The organism is Vibrio chagasii, assembly GCA_041879415.1.
GTDB lineage: Bacteria > Pseudomonadota > Gammaproteobacteria > Enterobacterales > Vibrionaceae > Vibrio.
Window position 1 is genome coordinate 695,514 of the sequence record CP090851.1, and the last position, 26,006, is coordinate 721,519.

A 26,006-nucleotide genomic window follows, 5' to 3' on the forward strand; every position below is an offset into this window, starting at 1 on the left:
TATGCGATATGACGAAGAACAGTAACAGGAACCACAATGAGTGAAATGACTCAAACTGCCGAAGAGCAGCCAATTGATGAGTTGGTGGGCTGGGTCAAGCAGCATGATTTTTCATTAAACTTGCCGCCAGAGCGCTTAGCATTTTTGATTGCTATCGCAGTATTAAGCAATGAAAGGTTCGATGAAGAGTTGGGCGAGGGTGAGCTGCATGATGCATTTACTATCGTCACTCGACTGTTTGAAGATACTGGTGAAGCGTCAGCGTTTCGTGCTAATAACGCAATCAATGAGTTGGTTAAACAGAAGCTGATTAGCCGCTTTACCAGCGAAATTACCGATGGCGCAAGCATCTACCGCTTGTCCCCGTTGGCTATTGGTATCTCAGATTATTATTTACGTCACCGTCAGTTCTCTAAATTAAAACTGTCTATCCAACTTTCTATGGTTGCGGACGAAATGGCAAAAGCCATTGAAGCTGCCCAAAAAGGTGGAACGCCAGGACATTGGAGAAAGAACGTTTACGGCGTGCTCAAGTATTCCGTTGGTGAAATTTTCGATCAGATTGATCTTAACCAACGTGTTATGGATGAGCAGCAACAGACTGTGAAACAGCAGATTGCCGACCTTCTTAATAAAGATTGGCGTGAGGCGATCAACAACTGTGAAGTCTTGCTGTCAGAAACCTCTGCCACGCTAAAAGAGCTGCAAGACACCTTGCAAGCGGCAGGTGACGAACTACAAACGCAGATCCTCGATATCCAAGAAATAGTCTACGGTGACGACGAACTTGAGTTTGTTGGCGAAACCCTGTTTGGTCTGCAAATGAAGCTCGACCGAATCACAAGTTGGGGCCAACAAGCAATTGACCTGTGGATCGGCTATGACCGTCACGTTCACAAGTTTATCCGTACCGCGATTGATATGGATAAGAACCGTGCCTTCAGCCAACGCCTACGTCAATCTGTGACTGAATATTTTGATGCGCCTTGGCTACTGACGTATGCCGATGCTGAAAAGCTAACCGACCTTCGTGATGAAGCACTAGTGCTTCGTGATGACGAAGTAACAGGACAAGCGCCACTCGACGTAGAGTACGAAGAATTTGAGCAAGTGAACGATCTGTTGTCTGAAAAAATCGCAGATATGTTGAAAGCTCACAAACAGCAAGGTGCGCCAATCGATCTTGGCCTTGTGTTACGCGATTACCTCGCTGAACACCCTCGCACACACCATTTTGATTTAGCCAGAATTGTTGTCGACCAAGCGGTGCGCTTAGGTTACTCAGAGTCTGACTATCAGGCTATTCAGCCAGATTGGCAGGCAATCAACGATTTCGGTGCAAAGGTACAAGCCAATGTCATTAACAAGTACTGATGATTACATGCCAGAGAAACTGGTAAAAGCGATAGCGAACCCACTGTTCCCTGCGCTAGACAGCATGCTGCGTTCAGGCAAGCATATTTCAACAGAAGACCTAGATAACCACGCGTTACTTTCTGATTTTGAAGTTGAGCTTCAGCATTTCTACCAACGCTACAACACAGAACTTGTGAAAGCACCGGAAGGTTTCTTCTATCTGCGTCCACGTTCTACGTCTCTGATCGGTCGTAGTGTGTTGTCTGAGTTAGACATGCTTGTTGGTAAGGTATTGTGTTTCTTGTACCTGAGCCCAGAACGTTTAGCTCACGAAGGTATCTTCACTAACCAAGAGTTGTTTGAAGAGCTAATGGCGTTAGCAGATGAGAAAAAACTCATGAAGCTAGCAACAAACCGTGCCTCTGGTTCTGATTTAGACAAAGAAAAACTGTTTGAAAAAGTACGTACTTCTCTACGTCGCCTACGTCGTATCGGCATGTTGATTGCGATTGGCGAAACGGGCAAATTCCGTATCAGCGAAGCGGTATTCCGCTTTGGTGCGGACGTACGTGTTGGCGATGACATGAAAGAAGCTCAACTGCGTCTTATCCGTGATGGTGAGGCTGTGGTGCATACTCAAGAACCTAACCAAGGTAGCTTGTTGAATGAAGAGAAAGCTGAAGCAGCATCAGATGTAGATGAAAACGGTCAACAAGATATTTTTAACGATCAAGCTGACTTTGACCTTGAGTCAAACGACGGCGAACAAACAAAAGTAGAAGGTGAAGCATGATTGAAAGAGGTAAGTATCAATCATTAACCATGGTCAACTGGAACGGCTTCTTCGCTCGTACTTTTGATATTGATGGATTGGTTACAACGCTTTCTGGCGGTAACGGTGCAGGTAAGTCGACCACAATGGCGGCATTCATTACAGCACTTATCCCTGACCAAAGCCTTCTGCACTTCCGTAACACCACGGAAGCGGGTAGCTCACAGTCATCTCGTGATAAAGGCCTTTACGGTAAGCTTCAGCCAGGCGCATGTTATGCCGCGCTGGATGTGGTGAACTCTCGCAACCAGCGCCTACTGTTTGCAGTAAAACTGCAGCAAGTTGCTGGTCGTGACAAGAAAGTAGACATCAAGCCGTTCGTTATCCAAGGCCTTCCAAGCCATGTAAAACCAACTGATGTGCTTATCCAGAACGTTTCAGACAGCCACGCACGTGTATGTCAGTTAAATGATGTCAAAGCCGCAGTTGCACAATACGAAGGCGCACACTTCAAAGCGTTTTCTTCGATTGTGGATTACCACTCGCAGATGTTCGAATACGGTGTGGTACCGAAGAAACTGCGTAATAGCGGCGACCGTTCTAAGTTCTACCGCCTGATTGAGGCATCACTTTACGGTGGTATTTCAAGCGCAATTACACGTTCTCTGCGTGATTACCTTCTGCCGCAAAATGGTGGTGTGAAGAAAGCATTCCAAGATATGGAATCGGCACTGCGTGAGAACCGCATGACGCTAGAAGCGATCAAGACAACTCAGTCGGATCGTGACTTGTTCAAGCACTTGATCACTGAATCGACCAACTACGTGGCAGCAGACTATATGCGCCATGCGAACGATCGTCGCAACAAGCTTGATCAAACCATGAAGTTCCGTGGTGAGCTGTTTGGTTCGCGTGAAACTTTACTTGAGCAAAACAACCTGTTGGATCGCGTTCAAGAAGAGCTTGAACTGCTGGTGGATCAAGAATCAGCGCTAGAGCAAGACTACCAAGCGGCATCGGATCATCTTCAATTGGTTCAAACTGCACTTCGTCAGCAAGAGAAAATTGCTCGCTATAGCGAAGATCTAGAAGAGCTTAATGAGCGTCTAGAAGAGCAGATGATGGTGGTTGAGGAAGCTCAAGAGCGAGTACTTCTTGCTGAAGAGCAGGCAACTATCACCGAAGAAGAAGTGGATAGCTTGAAAACTCAGCTTGCTGATTACCAACAAGCGTTGGATGTTCAGCAGACACGCGCACTTCAATACCAGCAAGCGGTTCAAGCACTAGAGAAAACCAAGCAGTTACTGGGTGATGAATCGATTACTGCAGAAAGTGCGTTAATTTTAGTTTCTGAGCTGAAAGCACAAGAAGAATCAAGCACACAGACTCTACTGGCAACGAAGCATAAGCTAGACATGTCTTCTGCAGCTTCGGCACAGTTCGACAAAGCGCTGTCTTTGGTTAAGAGCATTGTTGGTGACGTTGAGCGTAAAGAAGCGTCTCATAGCGCTAAGCAAGCTCTAGAAAAAGGCCGCAACGCTAAACATGTTGTTGAAAACGAACAGCAATGGCGTGCTCAGCACCGCGATATGGCTCGTGACGTAGCGCAGCAACGTCAAGCGAAAGAGCTAGCAACTGAATACCAAAAGCAACACAACATTTCACTGACTGACGAAGCGGTTTTCGAAGAAGAACGTGAACGTCATGTCATGCAGATCGAAACGCTTGAGTATGCTCAAGAAGAGCTGCGTGAAGCGAAGAGTGAGCAACGTCGTGTTCAGCAAAACCACGATCAAGAGATTCAAAAACTTGAGTCAATTGCTCCTGCGTGGATCACAGCAAACGATGTACTTGAGTCGTTGAGAGATCAAACCGAAGCTGAGCTAGAAGATAGCCAAGCTGTGATGACGCAAATGCAGCAAGTGCTTGAATATGAAAAATCTCAAGCGGTGGCTAAAGATCAACTGGCAACGCGCCGAGCTGAACTTGAGCAAGAGATCGAGCGTCTAGCATCACCGGGTGGTTCAAATGATCCTCGTTTGAAAGGTTTAGCTGACACCCTTGGTGGCGTGCTGCTTTCTGAGATCTACGACGACATCACGATTGGCGACGCACCATACTTCAGTGCGATGTATGGTCCGGCTCGTCACGCGATTGTGGTTTCGGATCTTGATGGCATTAAAGAGAAATTGATTGATCTTGATGATTGTCCTGAAGACCTTTACATCCTTGAAGGTGATGTAGATGCGTTTGATGACAGCTCATTCAATGCCGATGAGTTAGAAGGCGCGGTGTGTGTTCAATTGAACGATCGCCAAATGCGTTACTCTCGTTTTCCTGAGATCCCACTGTTTGGTCGTGCAGCTCGTGAGCAGCGATTAGAGAAACTGCGTGAAGAGCGCGATGTGGTTGTTGAGAATCACGCGAAAGCTGCGTTTGACTCTCAAAAACTGAACCGTTTATACCAAGCATTCAACAGCTTTGTAGCGAAGCACCTGCACGTTGCGTTTAATGCAGATCCAGAGCAAGCACTTGCAGTCGTTCGTGAGAAACGTAACCAAGTTGTACGTTCATTGGCTGAACTGGATTCGAAAGAGCAACAGCAACGTAGCCAGCTTCAACAAAGTAAACAGGCGATTGCTGCGCTTGATAAGTTAGCGCCTATGGTTCGTATTCTAGAAGACGAAACATTAGCTGAGCGCTTGGCTGAACTAGAAGTACAACTAGAACGCCTGAGCGAAGCTAAGTCTTACCTGAACACTCATGGCAAAGCACTTGCGTCACTAGAGCAAATCGTTTCTGCACTAGACGCTGACCCAGAGCAATTTGAAGCTTTGGAAGCAGAGTATCGCCAAGCGGACAACGCGCTGCAAACGTTAAAAGGCAAAGTGTTCGCACTGTCTGATCTGATTGAACGTCGTCACTACTTTGCCTACGCAGACTCAGTTGACCTGCTTAACAAGAGCAGTGAATTGAGTGAGCAACTAAAAGCAAAACTGGTTCAAGCAGAACAAGCTCGTGCGAAAGGCCGCGATGGCTTGAAGCAAGCTCGCGAACAGATGAACCAGTACAACCAAGTATTGGCAGCGCTGAAGAGCTCGCATCAGGCGAAGCAAGAGACTGTTCAAGAGTTCAAACAAGAGCTTCAAGAGTTCGGCGTGAACGCTGATGAAGGTGCTGAAGAGCGCGCGGTTCGTCGTCGTGATGAACTTCAAGAGCGTCTGCATACTTCTCGTAGCCGTAAGAGCGAATACGAACGCACGATTACCTCAACTGAACTTGAGATGAAAGCACTGGCTAAGCGTCTTAAGAAAGTACAGAAAGAGTACACAGAGCTTCGTACCTTCGTTGTTGCAGCAAAAGCAGGTTGGTGTTCAGTATTGCGTTTAGCTCGTGAGAATGACGTTGAACGTCGTCTACACAAGCGTGAACTGGCTTACCTAACAGCTGGTGAACTTCGCTCAATGTCGGATAAATCACTGGGTGCACTGCGTCTGGCTGTGGCTGACAATGAAGACCTACGCGATTCACTGCGCCTATCTGAAGATAACGCACATCCAGAGCGTAAGGTTCTGTTCTACATTGCGGTATACCAACATCTTCGCGAGCGTATTCGCCAAGACATCATTCATACGGATGATCCGGTTGAAGCAATTGAAGAGATGGAAGTTGAGCTAGCTCGACTAACAGAAGAACTGACGCAGCGTGAAAACCGTCTCGCAATCAGCTCTGAGTCGGTAGCAAGCATCATTAAGAAGACGATTCAGCGCGAGCAGAACCGTATTCGAATGCTAAACCAAGGTCTGTCGAACATTTACTTTGGTCAGGTTAAGGGCGTACGTCTGAACGTTAAGATCCGTGAAAGTCATGAAATCTTGCTATCAGGCCTAGCGACTCAACAAGAGCAGCATAAAGACTTGTTCGAAACGACTCGTTTCACCTTCTCAGAAGCGATGGCGAAGTTGTTCCAACGTGTGAATCCACATATCGATATGGGCCAACGTTCTCCGCAGGTTCTGGGTGAAGAGCTACTGGATTACCGTAACTACCTAGAGCTAAGTGTTGAAGTTAACCGTGGTTCGGATGGTTGGCTACAAGCTGAATCGGGCGCACTGTCTACCGGTGAGGCAATTGGTACTGGTCAATCTATCCTACTGATGGTGGTTCAGAGCTGGGAAGAAGAGTCTCGTCGACTTCGTAGCAAAGATATTGTTCCATGTCGCTTGTTGTTCCTTGATGAAGCAGCACGTCTGGATGCGAAGTCTATCTCTACACTGTTTGAACTGTGTGACCGTTTAGGTATGCAGCTTCTGATTGCAGCGCCAGAGAACATCAGCCCAGAGAAGGGTACAACTTACAAACTGGTACGTAAGGTCTTCAAAGATCACGAACACGTACACGTTGTTGGTCTGCGCGGATTTGCTCAGAATAAGCCAGCCTCTCCAGTTCAAGAGCTTATCGAAGAAACTGAATAATAAGCAGAAGCTGACTTACTTCTACTAATTTTAAGCCCCTCATCGTAGGGGCTTTTTTATATCTCGAATCTAGCCTTTTTGAACAACTGATAAGACCACTCATACCTTATGGTTAATCTCAATAGAACTTGTTTGAAGTCACACGCACAAAACCACAGTTAATGTATGGTAATGAGTGGCGGCACGCTTGTAATACCGTGCCGATAATTATTTTTTGAGCGTGACTCGTACGCAAACTTGAAGGTAGGACTCAATATGATTCAGATCGTTATTGATGGGAAATTTCGAATCGTCGAACAAGGGCAGACCGTGCTTGAGGCGGCAAAAACATGTGGTCTAGAGATCCCATCTCTATGCGGTTTGAATAAGACAGGGGACAAAGTCCCGTGCGATCTGTGTGTGGTTGAAGTGGATGGTGTGGGAATGACTCGTTCCTGCGAGATTGAAGTATCCAATGGCTTGAATATTACTACTCAATCTAAACAGCTAACCTCTCACAGGCAGGGTGCGTTGAATCGAATCATGGCAGACCATTATGCTGACTGTGAAGCGCCATGCCAAACCGCTTGCCCGGCGGGAGTTGATATCCAGTCTTACCTACATCACATTGCACAAAATGATCATACCAAAGCAATCGAAGTGATTAAGAAAACGCTGCCAATGCCGCTCTCTATTGGTCGTGTATGTCCCGCGTTTTGTGAAACGGAATGTCGAAGAAATCTAGTCGATGATTCGATTGCGATTCGCCAGCTCAAACGACATGCAGCCGATGCTGATTTGGCTGCTCAAGAGAGCTACATGCCAGCGAAGAAGACGAGTAAAGGCAAAAGTATAGCGATAGTCGGTAGTGGACCCGGTGGCTTAACAGCGGGCTATTACCTATCCAATGAGGGCTATGATGTCAGTGTCTATGAATCGATGCCTAAAGCTGGTGGTTGGTTGCGTTATGGCATCCCAGAATATCGCTTACCAAAGTCCATTCTAGATAAAGAAATCGAACTGATGTGTCGTAACGGAATGGTTGTAGAGTGTGATAAGAAGCTCGGTGTCGATTTTACCTTGTCAGATCTTAGTCGTGATTTCGATGCGGTCTGCTTAGCTGTAGGTGCATCACAAGCCGTTGAAATGAATTATCCAGGTAGTGACCTTGGCGGCTGTTATCTAGGTGTTGATTATCTAAAAGACTATGTGACTGACAAAAACTTCACTACGGGCAAAAAGGTGGCGGTGATTGGTGGTGGTAATACCGCAATTGACTGCGCACGAACCGCAGTGCGTGATGGTGCTGATACCACACTCATCTATCGTCGCACGCGAGACGAAATGCCAGCTGAAGATTACGAAATCGAAGAAGCGGAGCATGAAGGTGTTAAGTTCCACTTTTTGACCAACCCAGCTGAAAACATTTCCGATGAAAATGGCCATGTATCTGAAATTCGATTAGAACGCATGGCGCTTGGTCCTGCTGATGCGTCCGGTCGTCGTAGCCCTAAACCAACAGGGGAGTTCTTTGTTGAAGCGTTCGATACGGTTATTGCTGCTGTGTCGCAAAAGCCAGACCTAAGCTTCATGGATAGCGAAGAGATTGATATCCCACTAACTCGCTGGAACACCGCAGATGCTGATCCGCAAACCATGCACACAGGTACGGGTAATATATTTAGTATCGGTGATTTCAGACGTGGTCCAGCGACTGCAGTAGAAGCAGTAGGAGACGGGCGAATTGCTGCACAAGCGATCGACCGATTCTTCAATGGCGATATGGATAATATCCCTGCCAAACCGTTTAACTCTAGAAAGCATAAGCAGCTTAAAGCGGTCGATTCTGAGCAATATAAATCGATACAACGCATGGCGCGTAAGATTATGCCAGAGCTGACGCCAGAGCAGCGTGAGCAAAGCTTTGAAGAAGTCGAAACTGGTTTTGACAATGCCGATGCCATTGCAGAAGCGGCAAGATGTTTAGAGTGTGGTTGCCAAGCGAACACTAACTGCGACCTACGAGATTATTCAACCGAATACAAAGCAACGCAGACACATCCAGAATACAAAATCGATATTGCTTCAAATGAGAGCTGGCAAGCTATTCGCGCAGAAGAAGCGAAAGTTGGTTCCACAAGACAGAAGTTTGCTGTCGACAGTAGTTCTGAATTTATTATTTTCGATGCCAACCGCTGCATCAGTTGTGGCCAGTGTATTCAAGCCTGTCGTGAACAGAATGTTCATGGCGTCCTAAGTTTCATGAATCAAGCTGATGGCAAGCCAGCTTCAAGACCTGAGTGTCGCCCTAATTTTGGGGCGAACCAGACTTTAATGGGTGACTCGAACTGTGTTCAATGCGGTTCTTGTATTCAAGCCTGTCCAACAGGTGCCATGGTGGATGCTCGTGATAGAAAGCAAGGCGACACCGACGTTCTTAAGAAGGTCGATACCATCTGCACCTACTGTGGTGTGGGCTGTAAGCTAACCATGCATATCGATGAAGCGAAGAATAAGATTCGTTATATCGAAGGTGGTGACTCTCCGGTTAACGAAGGCATGCTTTGTGTTAAGGGACGTTTTGGTTTTGACTTCGTGAGTAGTGATGCTCGCCTCACAACCCCATTGATTCGTAAAGATGGTTGGTTGCAACCTGCGAGTTGGGAAAAAGCCATCACGCTCATTGCCGATAAGTTCACTGCGATAAAACAAGGCTTTGGTAGCAATGCGCTAGCAGGGTTCTCTTCAGCGAAAGCCACCAATGAAGATAACTATGCGTTCCAAAAATTCATTCGACGTGAGCTTGGGACTAACAACGTCGACCACTGTGCTCGCCTTTGTCATGCCTCGACAGTGACTGGACTTGAGGCTTCGCTTGGCAGTGGGGCAATGACCAATGATATCCCAAGCATCAAACACTCGGATGTCATCTTCATCATCGGTTCTGATACTACATCCGCACACCCGATTATTGGCTCGCACATAAAGCAGGCGGTAAGACATAACGGTGCGCGTTTGATTGTCGCAGACCCTAAAAGAATCGATATTGCCGATCATGCTGAGCTTTACTTAGCACATCGACCGGGTACAGACGTGATGCTAATTAACGGTGTGATGCAGCAAATCATCAAACATGGTTGGTATGACCAAGAATATATCGAAGATCGTGTGGACGGCTTTGATACCCTGTTGCAAGAGGTGATGTCGCCAAGTTACTCCCTAGACAAAGTAGAACTGGTGACTGGCGTTAAAGCTGAAGATATCTTCGCGATGGCGCGCTTGATTGGTACCGCAAAGCGAACCGCGGTGTATTACTCCATGGGCATTACGCAACACACGACTGGGCACGATAATGTTCGCTCCATTGCTAACCTGCAGCTCCTCTGTGGCAACATCGGCATCGAAGGGGGCGGTATCAACCCGTTACGCGGTCAATCCAATGTTCAAGGCGCGTGTGATATGGGAGCATTGCCAAATAACCTACCTGGGTATCAGAAGGTCTATAACCCTATGGTGCGTCAAAAGTTTGCGATGGAGTGGGGCATTACTGATTTACCAGCGGAGACGGGGCTAACACTCACCGAAATTATTGACGGTGCATGTAACCGAGAAGTTCGAGCCTTGTACGTGATGGGTGAAAACCCTGTGCTAAGCGATCCAAATCAAGCGCACGTGATCGAAGGACTTGAGGCGTTGGATTTCCTTGTTGTGCAAGACATCTTCTTAACGGAAACGGCGCAATATGCGGATGTGGTTTTGCCATCTTGCTCATTTGCAGAAAAGTCAGGTCACTTTACGAATACTGAGCGACGCGTGCAGCGTATCAATCCTGCGGTGTTACCTCCAGGGGAAGCGAAGGAAGATTGGGCTATCATTCAAATGCTGGCTAATGCCATGGGTGGTGGCTGGAGCTATCAGTCGGTTGCCGATATCACTAACGAGATAGCTCGCGTAACACCACAGTACGCAGGTTTACGTTGGGAGAATATCACGGTGAATGGTGTGCAGTGGCCAAGCAATAAGAACAACCCTGATGGCACTCGTATCATGCACCAAACCCAGTTTACTCGTGGACGTGGCCAAATGGAGGCAATTCCGTTTCGTTATGCTGCAGAGCTTCCGGACGAAGAGTACCCGTTGGTGCTCACGACAGGGCGTATTTTAGAGCAGTTCCATACCGGAACTATGACACGTAAAACTAAAGGATTGGATAACCTAGCGGGGCCGCGAGCTATGGTCAGTGTTCATGATGCCGAGGCGTTAGGGATTTCCAATGGTCAAATGCTTAGGGTATCAACACGTCGCGGCGAGATTGAGATTGCAGCGTTTGTGACGAAGCGAATGCAAAAAGGGGTGGTGTTTATTCCTTTCCATTTCGTGGAGTCTCCAGTGAACCGTTTGACGACAACCGCGACCGATCCGCATGCCAAGATCCCAGAATTCAAGGTGGCGGCAGTACGCATTGACCCAATGTGTGAACCTGAAGTTAAAACTGCACAGGCAGAAGCCTAGCTGAATTGCTTAGAATGAAATAGCAGGCATTAAAAAGCCGCGTAACTCTGAGAGTTATGCGGCTTTTTTATTGAGTTAGCAAGCTAGCAACTGATAGAGTTCTCAGTTCAGTTGTAGGCTTAGCTTGAAACAATCTCATTACTGTGAACACCAAATTGTTTTGCAGCGTAAGCAACGCGCTCCGCAGGTTTTGGGTATTCAGCGGGTGTACCAAGGTTTTCAATATGCTGTAATCTAGGAAGTAGACCTGCGCCGTTCGCGATTTGGATAGCCAAACCTGGACGAGCATTAAGCTCAAGTACCATTGGGCCTTCTTCTTGGTCTAAAACCATGTCCGTACCCATGTAACCCAAACCAGTCATTTCCCAAGCGCTTGAAGCAAGAATCAGCAGCTTTTCCCAGTGAGGAACTTGCAGCAGTGCCAGTTCTTTACCTGTATCTGGGTGGTGCGTCACCGGTTGGTCAAACTGAACCGCTCGCACTGCTTTGCCTGTTGCAATGTCGATACCTACACCCACGGCACCTTGGTGAAGGTTAGCCTTGCCATCAGAAGCCGAAGTAGAAAGACGCATCATCGCCATGACAGGGTAGCCTTTGAATACAATGATTCGTACATCTGGCACGCCCTCATAACTGAAACCGTCAAAACATTCGTCAAACTTAATCAGGTTTTCAACTACGGCAACGTCGTTCTTACCACCTAGCGAGAAAAGACCTGCAAGAGCGTTACTGATGTGACGCTCTACATCTTCTTCGTTAATAGTTGAGCCAGACGGCTTGGTGTAAACGCCGTCCTTGTGTGAGGTGATGACAAGGATACCCTTACCACCACTTCCTTGAGCTGGCTTGATTACAAAACCCGGCCACTCTTTAACCATCTTGTGGATTGTCTTTACTTCAGCTTGGTGACTGATCACGCCGATAAGTTTAGGCACTGTCGCACCGGCTTGTTCCGCAATGATTTTAGTCTTTAGCTTGTCATCTACTAACGGATACTTGGAGCGATCATTGTAGCGACCAATATAGCTATGGTTACGCTTGTTCATCCCCATGATGCCTTTGTCTTTCAACTTAAACGGCGAAGTAAACTGTTCAAACATAACTTAATCCTCCGCTAGCGGTTTAAAGCGACGTAGCTCAGTTAAGCGGTAACCAGTGTAAGTACCTAGTAGTAAAATACCGCCTAGGACAATCAGTTGTAGACCGATAAAGTTAAATGTTAGGTGTTGAATGAACGGGTTAGTCATTGCTAAGTACACAAGTACGGCAGTCAATAGTGAGCCACCACCTTGAAGAACCACTTCTTTCGCGCCTTCTTCTTCCCATAGGATAGACATACGTTCGATAGTCCAAGATAGGATGATCATTGGGAAGAACGTAATAGAAAGACCTTCAGTTAGACCCACTTTGAATGCCACTACGGTAAACACAGAAATAATCATGATTACCGTGATAATCACCGCGGATATTCTGGCCACCAGTAACAGGTTGAGCTTGGATAAGTAGCTACGAATAATAAGGCCTGTGCCGACAATCAGTAAGAAACCGACAATACCCGTAACCAATTGTGTTTGAACAAAGGCTACTGCTATCAGAACTGGCATGAAAGTACCAGATGTCTTCAAACCGATGATAACGCGCAAGAACACAACAATCAGAGCACCGATTGGAATTAGCATGATGGTTTTAAACATCGCTTGCTCTTCTAGCGGTAGGCTGTGAATCGATAGGTTCAATAATTGGTCTGCAGAGACTTTGCTGTTGGTTGCTTCAGTAGGAGTGATCTCTTGAGCAATCATAGAGAAGTGAACTTTACTGTTTTGACCACCAACAACATCTAACAAAGATACGTTCGACTCATCCCAGATCAGTAGGTTTGGTTGAACTTGTTGTTCGCTTGATTCAGGGGAGAACAGAATCCACTGATCGTTATCCCAAACTTGGATCATGTTCTGAATGGATTGACGACGGCGACCATCTTCTAGCTCGATAACACCAACCACTTTGTTGTGGATTTTTGCTGCCGAAAGTAGCTTGTGTGTCGCTTCAACTTTGGTCATGTTGTTCAGAAGCAGCGCTGAGTTTTGGCTGTCTGGATCGTTTAACGTTTTGATGAGCTCACGAGTGAAGGTTAGGTTGTCTGCTGAACGCTTGGTTGCGCGGTCAATCAAAGCAATCGATGCTGCTTCTTCTGGTCCGTCGAAGCTTGGTTGAGCAACTTCACCCTCTGGTGGGTTTTCAGTAACTTTTGCTTGGCTATCGACTAAGAATTGAGTTTTGTAGTAGATGGTTTGTGGGCCATCAGCATAGCGGATAGACCATTCGGCGCGGCGACCTGAATCGGTATTCAAGTAAGAGATACCGTAGCCTGGTGATGAAGCTGACTCGCTGATTAGAGTGTAGTTAGACTGAGTATGAGGAGCCGCTAATGAAACCTTCGCTTCTTTGCCTACAGCATTGAATTCGATACGAGCTTCAATGTCCCACACCTGTCTGGTTTCCCCTGGGGTCCAAGGAACACCATAGGTCGTATGTCTGAACATACTCAGTGTTATACCTGCTGCAATGAGCAGGAAAATAGAGATATAAAATGGAATTCGTGACGTCATAGCTTACCCTACTATTGTTATTTGGCTTCCGTTTGTACGTACTGTTTACTTACATCTACTAGCGCGATGTCTTTGATAAATTCGCGCCCTAGTAATACAGGGTGACTCATTTGAGAGCGATCCGCCAATGTAAATTGCGCTTTTTCATGGATTTTTCCAACTTTAACCCATAATTCGATCACAGCTCGACGTTCTGCTTGGTCGGTCGTTGACTGACGGATTTTCACATAACGTACAACAGGCGCTTCAATCCATTTTTGGTCTTCTGTCGCTTGTGATTTATCAGCTAGGTGGAATCGTACCCAATCTTTGCCGTTGCGTTCGAATTCTTTGATATCAACAGCGTTCAAAGACGATGTTGTAGCACCCGTATCAACACGAGCATCGAAGCTTTGTTTGATAGAGTCGATAGAGACTTTTTCGATGCCGCCAAGGATTGTAGGCTGTGAAGTTGGAGCAACAGGAGCCGCTGCAACTGCGACTGGCTCTTCTTCTTCCAGTTCTTCAATCACTTTGTGTTCCATGCTGGTTAGGTGGACATCAAGCTGTTGGGAGAGGGTTGTGATTTCGTCTTCTAAGCTTTCAATGTAATCACTTTGATTGCTTAGTTGTAGTTCAAGATTTTGAACCTTATTTGCGATGTTTGTCTCTGAGCGGGCAATAGCGTCGAGAGTTTCTTGGTGGTAGGCCGCACCATTAGTTAGGGTACAGCCAGAGAGCAAACCAACCGCCACAATTGGCGATAATCGCTTAAACATAAAAAAACCTTTGGGAAATTAGAGAATAGTTCAGACTATTTAGAAGTTTAGCCCACAAAAAAGGATGCGTGAAGCATCCTATTGTAAGAGTCTGGTCATATTGAATCGCAATGTGAGCGCTACGCCAATTATTGCTATTTGAAATAGCTCATTTATTAAACATTGATCTGTTTTAGAAAATAAATGAGCTCTAGAGACAAATTTTATTACGACGCAATTTTGGCTTTTGAATATTTAGTTTATGGCTTGGTTGCGATAAGAATGGCGCGTCTTGGCGCAGGGTGACCTTCCACTGTTTTACTCGGGTCGTTTGGATCTAGGTAATCCGGCAGAGAGTTGTGTGTCATCCACTCAGTTGTGCGTTGCTCGCCAATCGTTGTGACATTCTCGTCCACGATGCGTACGTCTTTAAAGCCAACCTGTTCAAGCCAGCGTTTCAGTGCGCGAGCAGAAGGGAAGAAGTACACGTTTCTCATCTGTGCATAGCGATCAACAGGAACCAATACTGCGTTCTCATCGCCTTCAATCACTAAGGTCTCCAGCACTAATTCGCCGCCAGATACTAATTGGTCCTTCAGTTGAATCAGGTGATCCAATGGAGAACGGCGGTGGTACAGCACACCCATGCTGAATACCGTGTCATAGGCTTCAAGTTTTGGTAGCTGTTCGATACCTAAAGGTAGAAGGTGAGCACGTTGGTCGTTGCCCATTAACTTACGAATAGCTTCAAATTGAATCAAGAATAGGTGAGAAGGATCAATACCCACTGTTAAGCGTGCCCCTTCACCTAGCATGCGCCACATGTGGTAGCCGTTACCACAGCCAACATCTAGCACCGAGCGGTTCTTCAATGGAGAAATATGTGGAAGTACACGATCCCATTTCCAGTCACTGCGCCACTCTGTATCGATATGGATGTCGTGAACGGTATAAGGGCCTTTTCTCCATGGGTGGAACGTCTTCAATAAGCTTTCTAACTTTTTCAGTTCACCTTGGTGGTATGGTTTAGAACTACCAATGGTCACTGAATTTTTCAGGTCAACTTGATCTGGTACGTCTTGTGGAATTTTGTTTAACGCGCGTAACCAACGATCGAAATCACCGTGCTCTGCATTTTGCCAATCCGTCAGTTGCTGTGGCAAAACATTAAGCCACGGCTGTAGGCGAGTATCTTGGGCAATAAGTTGATAAAAATTGGCAAAATTAAACATAGTTTTTCACTGAATTGGTGGTGTAAAAGTTATCGTGTCATTCACTACAGTGAGGATGACGTTCTAGTGCGAGCTAAACGGGTTTGTGCGCTACTTAATCGCGAACATTGATCCAAAGTTAAAGCATTGGAACCACACTTCGCTGCTTGAGAAGCCAATCTTATCAAAGCGCTCTCTGTGCACTGGGATAGAGTCTGGGCGCATCACGTTTTCAATCGCGCTACGTTTTTGGCTCACTTCAAGTTCGCTGTATCCGTTAGCACGTTTGAAATCATGGTGCAGGTCGATCAGCAGTTCGTTCGAGCTTTCATCTTCGAATACGTATTTCTCAGACAAGATTAGAATTCCGCCTGGGCGCAGGCCAGCATGAATTTTCTCAAGTAGAGCATAGCGGTCGTCTGGCGATAGGAACTGTAGCGTGAAGTTAAGTACCACTACCGAAGCGTCTTTGATTTCGACTTCACGGATATCGGCTTCGATGACTTCTACAGGCGTGTCGCTGCGGTAAGCGTTAACGTGCAACTTGCAGCGTTCAACCATCGCTTCTGAGTTATCGATAGCAAAAATTGTGCAGCCTTCTTTCTGGATGTGACGACGCATGGAAAGTGTTGCAGCGCCAAGAGAACAACCCAAGTCATAAACGTTTGAATGCGGTTTTACGAAACGCTCCGCTAACATACCGATAGCTGAAATGATGTTGCTGTAGCCAGGAACCGAGCGTTGAATCATATCCGGGAATACTTCTGCGACCCTTGCATCAAAGGTGAAGTCTCCAATTTTATCAATAGGAGCGGAAAAGATGTTGTCTTTGTTGCTCATGGCATTCTCTCTCGACAGTCAGCGTTACTGGTACAAAGCTCGTACCGAATAAAAGGGGGCGTATTTTACGAAAAAATAGGACTGCTGTCACGAAAACTCAGATTACTGATGAGGATTACCGTTGTATGTACAAGAAGCCTCAAAACATCGAGATTTGATGATTGCCTTTTTGAGCTGGAAATTGCTCCAGGTCAGGTAGTAATAGTGACGTATTTTCAGACACTTGTTTTTGCAATAACTCATAGATGGCGCTCGCGAGTTCCGGCGCATGATTGTTGTCTGGGGTGTGGATCATTAAGTACGGTTGTTTGCCTTCACTTAGCCACTGTGGAATTTTGCTAAACCAAGGTTTGAAAAATTCGATATTTGGCGCTTGGTCAGGGTGACCAATAAATCGAATCATTGGATTATTGGCTGTCGCAATAGCATGAACGGGCACGCGTGGCTTTTTCTGATGGGCATCGATTACCGCTTCTGTGGTTGGCGGCGCAGAAAAGACAGGGCGACTATCCATAATGATACGGTTAATACCTTCTTCCACAAGCCATTGGTTAAAGCGTTTTTCAGCATCACCTTTATCAAAGAAACCCAAATGGCGAACTTCAACGCCGAGCTGCATCTCTTTTGGAAACAAGGTGCAGAATTTTTGCAGAGCAGGAAGCATGCTCGGTTCAAAGGCGTGTGGTAGCTGTATGGTCCACTGACCTATGCGATCGTGAAGAGGTGACATCGTCATTAAGAACTCTTTGAGTTCGGCTTGGCAATGTCTAAGTTGTTGCTGGTGCGTGATGAACTTGGGCAGTTTAAAGGTGAACTTGAAGTCATCGTGGCTTGCCGCTTTCCAGTTATGCACGGTAGTCATACTCGGCGTCGCGTAAAAGGTCGTATTGCCCTCTACGGTATGGAAAACTTGAGTGTACTTTTCAAGGCGTTCTTCGGGCTTGGTGCCTTTACCGTAGAACTGACTTTGCCACTCAGAATGAGACCACATGGTTAATCCAAGTCTTAGAGGTAAAGTGTCCATCGTTTTTGCACCATTAGTCATCACATTACTGCTTTTAATCGAAATGAAAATCTACTGTACGAGACTTTTGCTGATTAAGGTACTTTCGAGATATAATTATCGCAATTTTTTTGGTTTTGGTGAATCTTTGCGCGTTTGATGAACTAAAAAGCAGCAAAGCCAGATAAAACACAATAAATTCGAGTGTGGAAGGTCGATTTTAAGCGAGTTTCCGCGTATAAATGATCCTTTGCTCTGTAGGGCTATTTTGACACCTACAGCTTGGAAATTAGTAAATTATTAAGAGATTGGGAAATTCATTATGCGTACCCATTACTGTGGTAACCTGAACAAGTCCCTGGCGGGACAAACTGTAGAATTGTGCGGCTGGGTAAACCGTCGCCGTGATTTAGGCGGTCTTATCTTTATTGATATGCGTGATCGTGAAGGCATCGTTCAGGTTGTTGTCGATCCAGATATGAAAGATATCTTCCCGATCGCTAACCAACTGCGTAATGAATTCTGTATCAAATTTACTGGTGAAGTACGTGTTCGTCCTGACAGCCAAGTAAATAAAGACATGGCTACTGGTGAAGTAGAACTTTACGCGACTGGTCTAGAGATCATCAACCGTTCAGAAGCGCTTCCACTAGACTTCAACCAAACGAACTCTGAAGAACAGCGTCTTAAGTACCGTTACATCGATCTTCGTCGTCCAGAAATGAGCGATCGCATCAAGCTTCGTGCTCGTGCATCTAGCTTCGTTCGTCGTTTCCTAGACGAGAACCTGTTCCTAGATATCGAAACACCAGTACTAACGAAAGCGACTCCAGAAGGTGCTCGTGACTACCTAGTACCAAGCCGTGTTCACAAAGGCAGCTTCTACGCGCTTCCTCAATCTCCTCAGCTGTTCAAGCAACTGCTGATGATGTCTGGTTTTGACCGTTACTACCAAATCGTTAAATGTTTCCGTGATGAAGATTTACGTGCTGACCGTCAGCCTGAATTTACTCAGATCGATATCGAAACATCGTTCATGTCTTCTCAAGAAGTACGTAACATCACTGAAAAGCTAGTTCACGATATGTGGAAAGAGCTTCTAGATGTAGAACTAGGTCAATTCCCAGTAATGCCTTTCTCTGAAGCGATTCGTCGTTTCGGTTCTGATAAGCCAGATCTACGTAACCCACTAGAGCTTGTTGACGTTGCTGACCTAGTTAAAGACGTTGAGTTCAAAGTATTCTCTGGCCCAGCTAACGACGAAAAAGGTCGTGTAGCGGTTATCCGTGTTCCAGGTGGTGCTAAGCTAACTCGTAAGCAAATCGACGGTTACGCAGAGTACGTAAACATCTACGGCGCGAAAGGTCTAGCTTGGATGAAGGTTAACGACCGTGCAGCAGGCATGGAAGGTATCCAATCTCCAGTTGCTAAATTCCTAAGCGAAGACGTAATCAACGGTATTCTAGACCGTACTGAAGCTGAATCTGGCGATATCATTCTGTTCGGCGCAGACAAAGCAGGCATCGTTGCTGAAGCAATGGGCGCACTTCGTCTTAAACTAGGTACAGACCTAGAGCTAACAGATACATCTGCATGGGCTCCACTGTGGGTTGTTGACTTCCCAATGTTTGAAGAAGACGGCGAAGGTAACCTACACGCAATGCACCACCCATTCACATCTCCACTAGGTGTGACTGCGGAAGAGCTAAAAGCGAACCCAGCAGCGGCAAACTCTGACGCATACGACATGGTAATCAACGGCTACGAAGTGGGCGGTGGTTCTGTTCGTATTCACAACGCAGAGATGCAAACGGCTGTATTCGGTATCCTAGGTATCGAAGAGAAAGAGCAACAAGAGAAGTTTGGCTTCCTACTAGATGCTCTTCAATACGGAACTCCACCACACGCTGGTCTAGCATTCGGTCTTGACCGTCTAGCAATGCTACTTTGTGGTACTGAGAACATCCGTGACGTTATTGCATTCCCGAAAACAACAGCTGCAGCATGTCTACTAACAGACGCGCCAAGCCTAGCAAACCCAGCATCTTTGGAAGAGCTAGCAATCACAGTCAAAGCAGCACAAAAAGAAGAGTCGGCTGAATAAGCTAAGTACTCTATCTTTTGAGTGACTCTTTATTGGAGTGACTTTTTGTTTAGTAAATAAAAATGCCCGTTAATTTAACGGGCATTTTTTTTATCGTTCGATATACTAAGCTGATAAAGCATGTATAAATAATCAGTACTAGAAGTTATGTCTATTATCTTGGGGATTGACCCCGGCTCTCGCATTACCGGCTACGGTGTGATTCGTCAAAATGGTCGCCATCTGCATTACTTAGGCAGTGGGTGCATCCGTACCTCGGAAAAAGAGCTTCCCGGCCGACTCAAGCAGATCTACGCTGGGGTAAGTGAAATCATTACTCAGTTTCAGCCGGATGTGTTTGCCATTGAGCAGGTCTTCATGGCAAAGAATGCGGACTCGGCACTTAAGTTAGGTCAGGCTCGTGGTAGCGCAATTGTGGCCGCTGTAAATGCAGATTTGCCGGTTCATGAATACGCCGCTCGTTTGATTAAGCAGGCGGTGACAGGTAATGGTGGTGCTGATAAGTCTATGGTTCAGAACATGGTAATGAGTATGCTTAAGTTACCTGCGAGACCACAAGCCGATGCTGCCGATGCGTTAGGCGTAGCGATCACTCACGCCAACACCAACAAAACCTTGATTGCACTGGCAGGTAAAGCGACAGGAGCGAGAAAAGGACGCTATCGTTAACTCTCTCCTCCAGTTAGCTTCCTTCATATATCACTTCCCCCGTTACACAGATGAGCCTCGCGTTTGGTTAGGCTCATATCAAAGCAATATGCCGCTAAATCCCTGACGAAATGAGATCTTTCGAACAGAACCTAGAACATAACATTGCGTCCCTTTTAACATGATATTAACATTGGTCGGAGGTCTTATAAGTTAATCAAGGATGATCACTGATGAACCCTATCAAGTTGTGGCGCGTGCTATTTCTGCCCAAAACTCGCGAATGGAACAACAATCAAACTAGACAAGCCGACATCTTATTACTTTTCACTTTCATCGCTTTGTTCGTCGGTATCTACAGCTTAATCAAATGGACAAAACATGGAGAGCAACTACTTGTTGCTACTTCTGTGTTCCTTATCGTCTTCGAACTGCTCTCAGCCACATTACTCCGCGTTACCGGGAAACCAAGCTTGGCACTTAACTTTGGTTTTGTCGGCATGGCGGTACACGCACTGAATATCATTTATCAAAGTGGTGGTGTGGTGGACTCGACGCAAGCCTATTGGGTGCCTTTGTTAGTGGTTGCTTTCTTTTTATCAGGAACACGTATTGTCGCTTTGGTGTGGAGTGGGCTGGTGATTGGTGTTTCCTTGGTGATGACGTCCGCTCATTTAAACGGATTCACATTTCCACAGTTAGTGCTTACTCCGGAAGCGGTGGTTGTCGAAACATGGTCGGGTGTTATTATGCCGCTGGTGGTGATCTGCATTGCACAAGCGTTTACAGCCAAGCAAAAAGAAGTCGCCATCGAGATGGCAGAAGAAGCGATTTCAGAGAGTCAGCAGGTCGCCAACAAAGCGACACAAAGTGAAGGACGCTTGTCAGTTGTGCTCGATCAAGCAAACTCGAATTCAGAAAGCTTACAGGGTGTCTCTGTACACCTAGAACAACAGTCACAAGATTTACATGCGCAAGTCGAAGTATTGAACATCAATTGTGAATCTCAGGCGAGTGCAGCCGAAGAGATGAGCCAGCAACTGCACCAGATGACGCAAGGTATCGCAGAGTCGAATTCGTTTGTCGGTGAACTCAAAGAGCGCAGTGAAGCCGTTGGCACCAAAGCGCAAAAGAGTTCTGAGTCTCTTGAGGCCTCGACCGGAGCCATCAGTCAAATCATACAAAGTAACCAAGAGATCATGAAGGTCGCTGACTTAATTACTTCGGTAGCTGAGCAAACCAATTTACTCGCGCTGAATGCCGCAATAGAAGCGGCTCGCGCAGGTGAGCAGGGGAGAGGTTTTGCTGTGGTAGCCGACCAGGTAAGGGAGCTGTCAGCAAAAAGTAGTCATTCAGCCATCGAGATCCGAAGCTTGTTGGATCGTAGTAAAGTGGAAGTGGAGCATGGCAGAGCGATCATCGAAACTACGGCCAATGAAATGAACGGCATTATTTCAGAGGTTCAGACTATCTCTACTGATGTGAACCAATTGACCGATATTATGGCGATGCAGATGGACTCTTTAAAAGAGCTCGATCTTGCCAGCTCTGAAGTGGCGCAGAGCGTTGCCGAAACTAAATCTGTGTCGAGTTTGGTTGCCAACTATGGCTCTGAACTGACTGGACATGTCACTTCAGTCAAGGAATTGGTTGAAAGCCTAAATCGCGTGGTCTCCCAAGCTAAACAGGCTTAAATAAATCCCTCGAAAACCCACAAAGAACTGGATAAGCATCCAGTTCTTTTATATTCTGTCCCTCAAATTAAATTCCATCAAGAGAGTGAATTGTGATCGGACGTCTACGCGGTACATTAATAGAAAAACAGCCACCAGAATTATTGATAGAAGTCAGTGGTGTTGGTTACGAAGTACAAATGCCAATGAGCTGTTTTTATGAACTACCGAACGTAGGCGAAGAGGCCATTATTTACACGCATTTTGTAGTACGTGAAGATGCGCAGCTCCTTTATGGCTTCAACACGGTTAAAGAGCGTGCGCTGTTCCGCGAAGTGATCAAAGCGAACGGTGTCGGCCCTAAACTTGGCCTTGGTATCCTTTCTGGTATGACTGCGAGCCAGTTTGTTCAAAGTGTTGAACGTGAAGACATTTCTACGCTAGTGAAACTTCCAGGTGTTGGTAAGAAAACCGCAGAGCGCCTTGTTGTTGAAATGAAAGACCGCCTGAAAGGGTGGGGTGCAGGTGACTTGTTTACTCCTGCGACTGACGCTGCACCAATTGACTCTATGCCAACGGTTCATGATGCTGAAGAAGAAGCGGTAAGTGCGCTACTTGCACTAGGCTACAAACCAACTCAAGCTTCTAAGGTGGTTTCTCAAATCGCGAAAGACGGCATGACAAGTGAACAGCTGATTCGCGAAGCCTTGAAATCGATGGTCTAATCGAACCCGATAATACAGCCCCAGTTCAATCGAAAAGGTTGAGGTGTGGCTGATAAAAGATACTTGTCCCTTGCGTGTCGGTTTTTTCTGCCTCGACGTTAGGGTAAAACGAGTGTTTACCTTCGTTTTTTTAACGTCGGTGATACTTTTAACAAGAATTGAAAGAAAACAGAGTTAACACTCTTAAATTGGAACTCTCTATGATTGAAGCAGATCGCCTCATTGCTCCTGACAACCCGGTCTTTAAAGATGAAGATGTTATCGACCGTGCAATACGACCAAAGGCACTCGCCGACTATCAAGGTCAGGACCACGTTCGTGACCAGATGGAGATATTCATCAAAGCGGCACAGCTGCGTAATGAAGCGCTTGATCATCTGTTGATATTCGGTCCTCCCGGTCTTGGTAAAACGACGTTAGCGAATATCGTTGCCAATGAGATGGATGTGAACATTCGCACTACCTCTGGCCCTGTATTAGAGAAAGCTGGTGACTTGGCGGCGCTGCTAACCAACCTTGAAGAAAATGATGTGTTATTCATTGATGAGATTCACCGATTAAGCCCTGTGGTTGAAGAGGTGTTGTATCCAGCTATGGAAGACTATCAGTTGGACATCATGATCGGAGAAGGCCCTGCTGCACGTTCAATTAAAATTGACCTGCCACCTTTTACTTTGATTGGCGCAACCACTCGTGCTGGCTCATTGACTTCTCCACTTCGTGACCGTTTTGGTATCACTCAACGTCTTGAGTATTACAAAGTTGAAGATTTGCAAAACATCGTGCAGCGCAGTGCCGATTGTCTTGGTTTATCGATGGAAGCGGAAGGGGCATTAGAAGTTGCCCGTCGTGCTCGTGGTACACCACGTATTGCAAACCGCTTATTGCGCCGTGTTCGTGACTATGCGGAAGTGAAGGGGAACGGTCATATTTGCCCTGAGGTTGCAGATAGCGCACTGAACATGCTTGATGTCGATGCTAAAGGTTTCGACTATATGGACAGAAAACTTCTACTGGCAATCATGGAGAAGTTTGGTGGTGGTCCTGTTGGTATCGATAATATGGCAGCAGCCATTGGTGAAGAAAAAGACACCATTGAAGATGTATTAGAACCGTATCTGATTCAGCAAGGTTATCTACAAAGAACACCAAGAGGTCGAATTGCGACCGACAGAGCCTATTTACACTTTGGAATAGATAGACCGTCCAATCGCTAGATTATTCATTTTTAAAGATCCCAGTTGCATAAGCGCTGGGATTTTTTGCGTTTTACTGAATAACAACTCTTTGCGCGAGTCGCTATAAAGCTCAAATAGAGCGCTTCAAAAATGAAAACTTTGATTTCAGCTTTGATTTAGCTAACAAAAATTGAAATAAGTTGTCATATTTCTTGTTAATACTTTATGGGTAGTTGTGACTCTAATGTTGATGGTGTGCTGAGGTTTTGTCACAGCTATCATGCAGTGTTATTAACACAAGCCAAATTGGTGTGATTTTAATCATAATTGTTCAAAAATAACCCTAATTTGCACGAATAAATTTGATACAAATCAACGCAGGGTTCTCCCATAAACCTTTTGAAACATACTGATTTTACCAGTAATATTAGCGCCAGCTATATTAGCTCATGCTTAACAATAATCTAACTATAACGGTACGTTTTTGCTACAAATTTCAAGTTGTAATAACAATTTTACAAATTGTTTTAACATGGATTTTTGAGGTGAATAATCACACAAGTGTCATTCAGCCGACACAAAGGAGTTACCATGATTGATGTTGTTGATCTGTCGCGATTGCAATTTGCATTTACAGCGATGTATCACTTCCTATTTGTTCCACTGACTTTAGGTATGGCATTTCTACTTGCCATCATGGAGTCTGTTTATGTAATGACTGGCAAGCAAATTTACAAGGACATGACCAAGTTCTGGGGTAAATTGTTTGGTATTAACTTTGCTCTTGGTGTAGCGACAGGCTTAACCATGGAGTTCCAGTTTGGTACTAACTGGTCTTACTATTCTCACTATGTTGGCGACATCTTTGGTGCTCCGCTAGCTATCGAAGCGCTTGTTGCATTCTTCCTAGAGTCTACTTTTGTTGGCCTTTTCTTCTTCGGTTGGGACAGACTGTCAAAGCGTCAGCACTTAGCGGTAACTTGGTTAGTAGCACTAGGCTCTAACTTCTCAGCGCTTTGGATCTTGGTAGCAAACGGCTGGATGCAAAACCCAGTGGGTGCGGAATTTAACTTTGAAACTATGCGTATGGAAATGGTGAGCTTCGCTGAAGTTGTACTAAACCCAGTAGCGCAAGTTAAATTCGTACACACAGTAGCGTCTGGTTACACAACGGGTGCGATGTTCATCCTTGGTATCAGCTCATACTACATTCTTAAAGGTCGTGACCTTGCCTTTGCTCGTCGTTCTTTCGCGATTGCAGCATCTTTCGGTATGGCGGCGATCCTGTCAGTAATCGTACTAGGTGACGAGTCTGGTTACGAGCTTGGTGAAGTTCAGAAAGTGAAGCTAGCTGCGGTAGAAGCAGAGTGGCACACGGAAGAAGCACCAGCAGCATTTACTGTTTTTGGGATTCCTAACCAAGAAACAATGGATACTGACTACGCAATTAAGATCCCTTACGTAATGGGTATTATTGCAACGCGTTCTCTTGATAAAGAAGTAACGGGTCTACGTGACCTACGTGATGACCACGTTGATCGCATCCGTACAGGTATGTACGCATACGAGCTACTTGAGAAACTACGTGCGGGCGATAAGTCTGAAGAAAACATGGCAGCGTTCGATGAAGTGAAAGGTGACCTAGGTTACGGTCTACTTCTTAAGCGCTACACAGACAATGTTGTTGACGCAACAGAAGACCAAATCCAAATGGCTGCGGATGATTCAATCCCAACAGTTTGGCCTCTGTTCTGGTCATTCCGTCTGATGGTTGCTTGTGGCTTCATCATGCTGTTTGTATTCGGTGCGGCGTTTATCCAAACGTGTCGTCAGAAGATCGAACAGAAACCATGGGTACTTAAAGCAGCACTATTCTCAATCCCACTACCTTGGATTGCGATTGAAGCAGGTTGGTTCGTTGCTGAGTTTGGTCGTCAACCATGGGCGGTTGGTGAAATCCTACCGGTTAACGTTGCTGCATCAGCACTAACTATTGAACAGCTTTGGACTTCTCTATTCGCTATCCTGGCACTGTACACAGTGTTCCTGATTGCCGAAGTTTACCTAATGCTGAAATTCGCACGTAAAGGTCCAAGTAGCTTGAAGACAGGCCGTTACCACTTCGAACAAAACGATAACTCTGTTGAAGACAAAGTTAGCCGTTCAGTTGAAGTATAAGTGAGG

The 26,006-nt window shown here is 45.9% G+C and carries 16 protein-coding genes; 10 read left to right on the plus strand and 6 right to left on the minus strand.

Features of this window, described 5'->3' with window-relative positions; all coding sequences use genetic code 11:
- Positions 1–36 precede the first annotated feature (36 nt).
- From mukF to fdhF, 4 genes are all read left to right on the plus strand, one after another.
- Positions 37–1,374, plus strand: a complete 1,338-nt coding sequence (gene mukF, locus L0991_03140) for a chromosome partition protein MukF (GenBank protein XGB63071.1) — start codon at positions 37–39, stop codon at positions 1,372–1,374.
- Positions 1,355–2,149, plus strand: a complete 795-nt coding sequence (gene mukE / locus L0991_03145; GenBank protein XGB63072.1) for a chromosome partition protein MukE — start codon at positions 1,355–1,357, stop codon at positions 2,147–2,149. Before mukF ends, mukE begins: the two co-directional genes overlap by 20 nt.
- Positions 2,146–6,603: a chromosome partition protein MukB gene (gene mukB, locus L0991_03150; GenBank protein ID XGB63073.1), complete on the plus strand. Its 4,458-nt coding sequence runs from the start codon at positions 2,146–2,148 to the stop codon at positions 6,601–6,603. Before mukE ends, mukB begins: the two co-directional genes overlap by 4 nt.
- 255 nt (positions 6,604–6,858) lie before the next feature.
- Positions 6,859–11,094: a formate dehydrogenase subunit alpha gene (gene fdhF / locus L0991_03155; GenBank protein XGB63074.1), complete on the plus strand. Its 4,236-nt coding sequence runs from the start codon at positions 6,859–6,861 to the stop codon at positions 11,092–11,094.
- 119 nt (positions 11,095–11,213) lie between these two features.
- On the opposite strand, the gene L0991_03160 is transcribed toward fdhF, so the two are convergent.
- The 6 genes from L0991_03160 to L0991_03185 form a co-directional block, all read right to left on the minus strand.
- A complete protein-coding gene (locus tag L0991_03160; GenBank protein ID XGB63075.1) occupies positions 11,214–12,194 on the minus strand; it encodes an alpha-L-glutamate ligase-like protein in 981 nt (326 codons plus the stop codon).
- 3 nt (positions 12,195–12,197) lie between these two features.
- Positions 12,198–13,703: an inactive transglutaminase family protein gene (locus L0991_03165; GenBank protein ID XGB63076.1), complete on the minus strand. Its 1,506-nt coding sequence runs from the start codon at positions 13,701–13,703 to the stop codon at positions 12,198–12,200.
- A gap of 17 nt (positions 13,704–13,720) precedes the next feature.
- Positions 13,721–14,461, minus strand: a complete 741-nt coding sequence (locus tag L0991_03170) for an ATP-dependent zinc protease (GenBank protein ID XGB63077.1) — start codon at positions 14,459–14,461, stop codon at positions 13,721–13,723.
- A 239-nt stretch (positions 14,462–14,700) separates the two neighbouring features.
- A complete protein-coding gene (gene cmoB / locus L0991_03175) occupies positions 14,701–15,672 on the minus strand; it encodes a tRNA 5-methoxyuridine(34)/uridine 5-oxyacetic acid(34) synthase CmoB (protein XGB63078.1) in 972 nt (323 codons plus the stop codon).
- Positions 15,673–15,762: 90 nt separating this feature from the next.
- A complete protein-coding gene (gene cmoA, locus L0991_03180) occupies positions 15,763–16,491 on the minus strand; it encodes a carboxy-S-adenosyl-L-methionine synthase CmoA (protein XGB63079.1) in 729 nt (242 codons plus the stop codon).
- A 139-nt stretch (positions 16,492–16,630) separates the two neighbouring features.
- On the minus strand, positions 16,631–17,515 hold the full coding sequence (locus L0991_03185; GenBank protein ID XGB63080.1) for a DUF72 domain-containing protein: 885 nt from the start codon (positions 17,513–17,515) through the stop codon (positions 16,631–16,633).
- 301 nt (positions 17,516–17,816) lie between these two features.
- Here L0991_03185 and aspS point away from each other — a divergent pair, with 301 nt between their 5' ends.
- From aspS to cydA, 6 genes are all read left to right on the plus strand, one after another.
- Complete coding sequence (aspS, locus tag L0991_03190) at positions 17,817–19,598, plus strand: aspartate--tRNA ligase (protein XGB63081.1); 1,782 nt, start codon at positions 17,817–17,819, stop codon at positions 19,596–19,598.
- Between the two features lie 147 nt (positions 19,599–19,745).
- The gene (ruvC, locus tag L0991_03195; protein XGB63082.1) at positions 19,746–20,267 is read left to right on the plus strand and encodes a crossover junction endodeoxyribonuclease RuvC; all 522 of its coding nucleotides are present in this window, start codon (positions 19,746–19,748) and stop codon (positions 20,265–20,267) included.
- A gap of 212 nt (positions 20,268–20,479) precedes the next feature.
- Positions 20,480–21,940 carry a methyl-accepting chemotaxis protein gene (locus tag L0991_03200; protein XGB63083.1) on the plus strand — a complete coding sequence of 487 codons (1,461 nt, stop codon included), beginning with the start codon at positions 20,480–20,482 and terminating at the stop codon, positions 21,938–21,940.
- A gap of 92 nt (positions 21,941–22,032) precedes the next feature.
- Positions 22,033–22,644: a Holliday junction branch migration protein RuvA gene (ruvA, locus tag L0991_03205; GenBank protein XGB63084.1), complete on the plus strand. Its 612-nt coding sequence runs from the start codon at positions 22,033–22,035 to the stop codon at positions 22,642–22,644.
- 200 nt (positions 22,645–22,844) lie between these two features.
- A complete protein-coding gene (gene ruvB, locus L0991_03210; GenBank protein XGB63085.1) occupies positions 22,845–23,861 on the plus strand; it encodes a Holliday junction branch migration DNA helicase RuvB in 1,017 nt (338 codons plus the stop codon).
- A gap of 552 nt (positions 23,862–24,413) precedes the next feature.
- Complete coding sequence (cydA, locus tag L0991_03215; protein ID XGB63086.1) at positions 24,414–26,000, plus strand: cytochrome ubiquinol oxidase subunit I; 1,587 nt, start codon at positions 24,414–24,416, stop codon at positions 25,998–26,000.
- The last annotated feature ends 6 nt before the right edge of the window (positions 26,001–26,006 follow it).

What these genes read in the sequence shown, in the direction of transcription:
- mukF (XGB63071.1), top strand. Translation starts at nt 37, where the DNA reads ATGAGTGAAATGACTCAAACTGCCGAAGAGCAGCCAATTGATGAGTTG.
- mukE (XGB63072.1), top strand. Translation starts at nt 1,355, where the DNA reads ATGTCATTAACAAGTACTGATGATTACATGCCAGAGAAACTGGTAAAA.
- mukB (XGB63073.1), top strand. Translation starts at nt 2,146, where the DNA reads ATGATTGAAAGAGGTAAGTATCAATCATTAACCATGGTCAACTGGAAC.
- fdhF (XGB63074.1), top strand. Translation starts at nt 6,859, where the DNA reads ATGATTCAGATCGTTATTGATGGGAAATTTCGAATCGTCGAACAAGGG.
- L0991_03160 (XGB63075.1), bottom strand. Translation starts at nt 12,194, where the DNA reads ATGTTTGAACAGTTTACTTCGCCGTTTAAGTTGAAAGACAAAGGCATC.
- L0991_03165 (XGB63076.1), bottom strand. Translation starts at nt 13,703, where the DNA reads ATGACGTCACGAATTCCATTTTATATCTCTATTTTCCTGCTCATTGCA.
- L0991_03170 (XGB63077.1), bottom strand. Translation starts at nt 14,461, where the DNA reads ATGTTTAAGCGATTATCGCCAATTGTGGCGGTTGGTTTGCTCTCTGGC.
- cmoB (XGB63078.1), bottom strand. Translation starts at nt 15,672, where the DNA reads ATGTTTAATTTTGCCAATTTTTATCAACTTATTGCCCAAGATACTCGC.
- cmoA (XGB63079.1), bottom strand. Translation starts at nt 16,491, where the DNA reads ATGAGCAACAAAGACAACATCTTTTCCGCTCCTATTGATAAAATTGGA.
- L0991_03185 (XGB63080.1), bottom strand. Translation starts at nt 17,515, where the DNA reads ATGGACACTTTACCTCTAAGACTTGGATTAACCATGTGGTCTCATTCT.
- aspS (XGB63081.1), top strand. Translation starts at nt 17,817, where the DNA reads ATGCGTACCCATTACTGTGGTAACCTGAACAAGTCCCTGGCGGGACAA.
- ruvC (XGB63082.1), top strand. Translation starts at nt 19,746, where the DNA reads ATGTCTATTATCTTGGGGATTGACCCCGGCTCTCGCATTACCGGCTAC.
- L0991_03200 (XGB63083.1), top strand. Translation starts at nt 20,480, where the DNA reads ATGAACCCTATCAAGTTGTGGCGCGTGCTATTTCTGCCCAAAACTCGC.
- ruvB (XGB63085.1), top strand. Translation starts at nt 22,845, where the DNA reads ATGATTGAAGCAGATCGCCTCATTGCTCCTGACAACCCGGTCTTTAAA.
- cydA (XGB63086.1), top strand. Translation starts at nt 24,414, where the DNA reads ATGATTGATGTTGTTGATCTGTCGCGATTGCAATTTGCATTTACAGCG.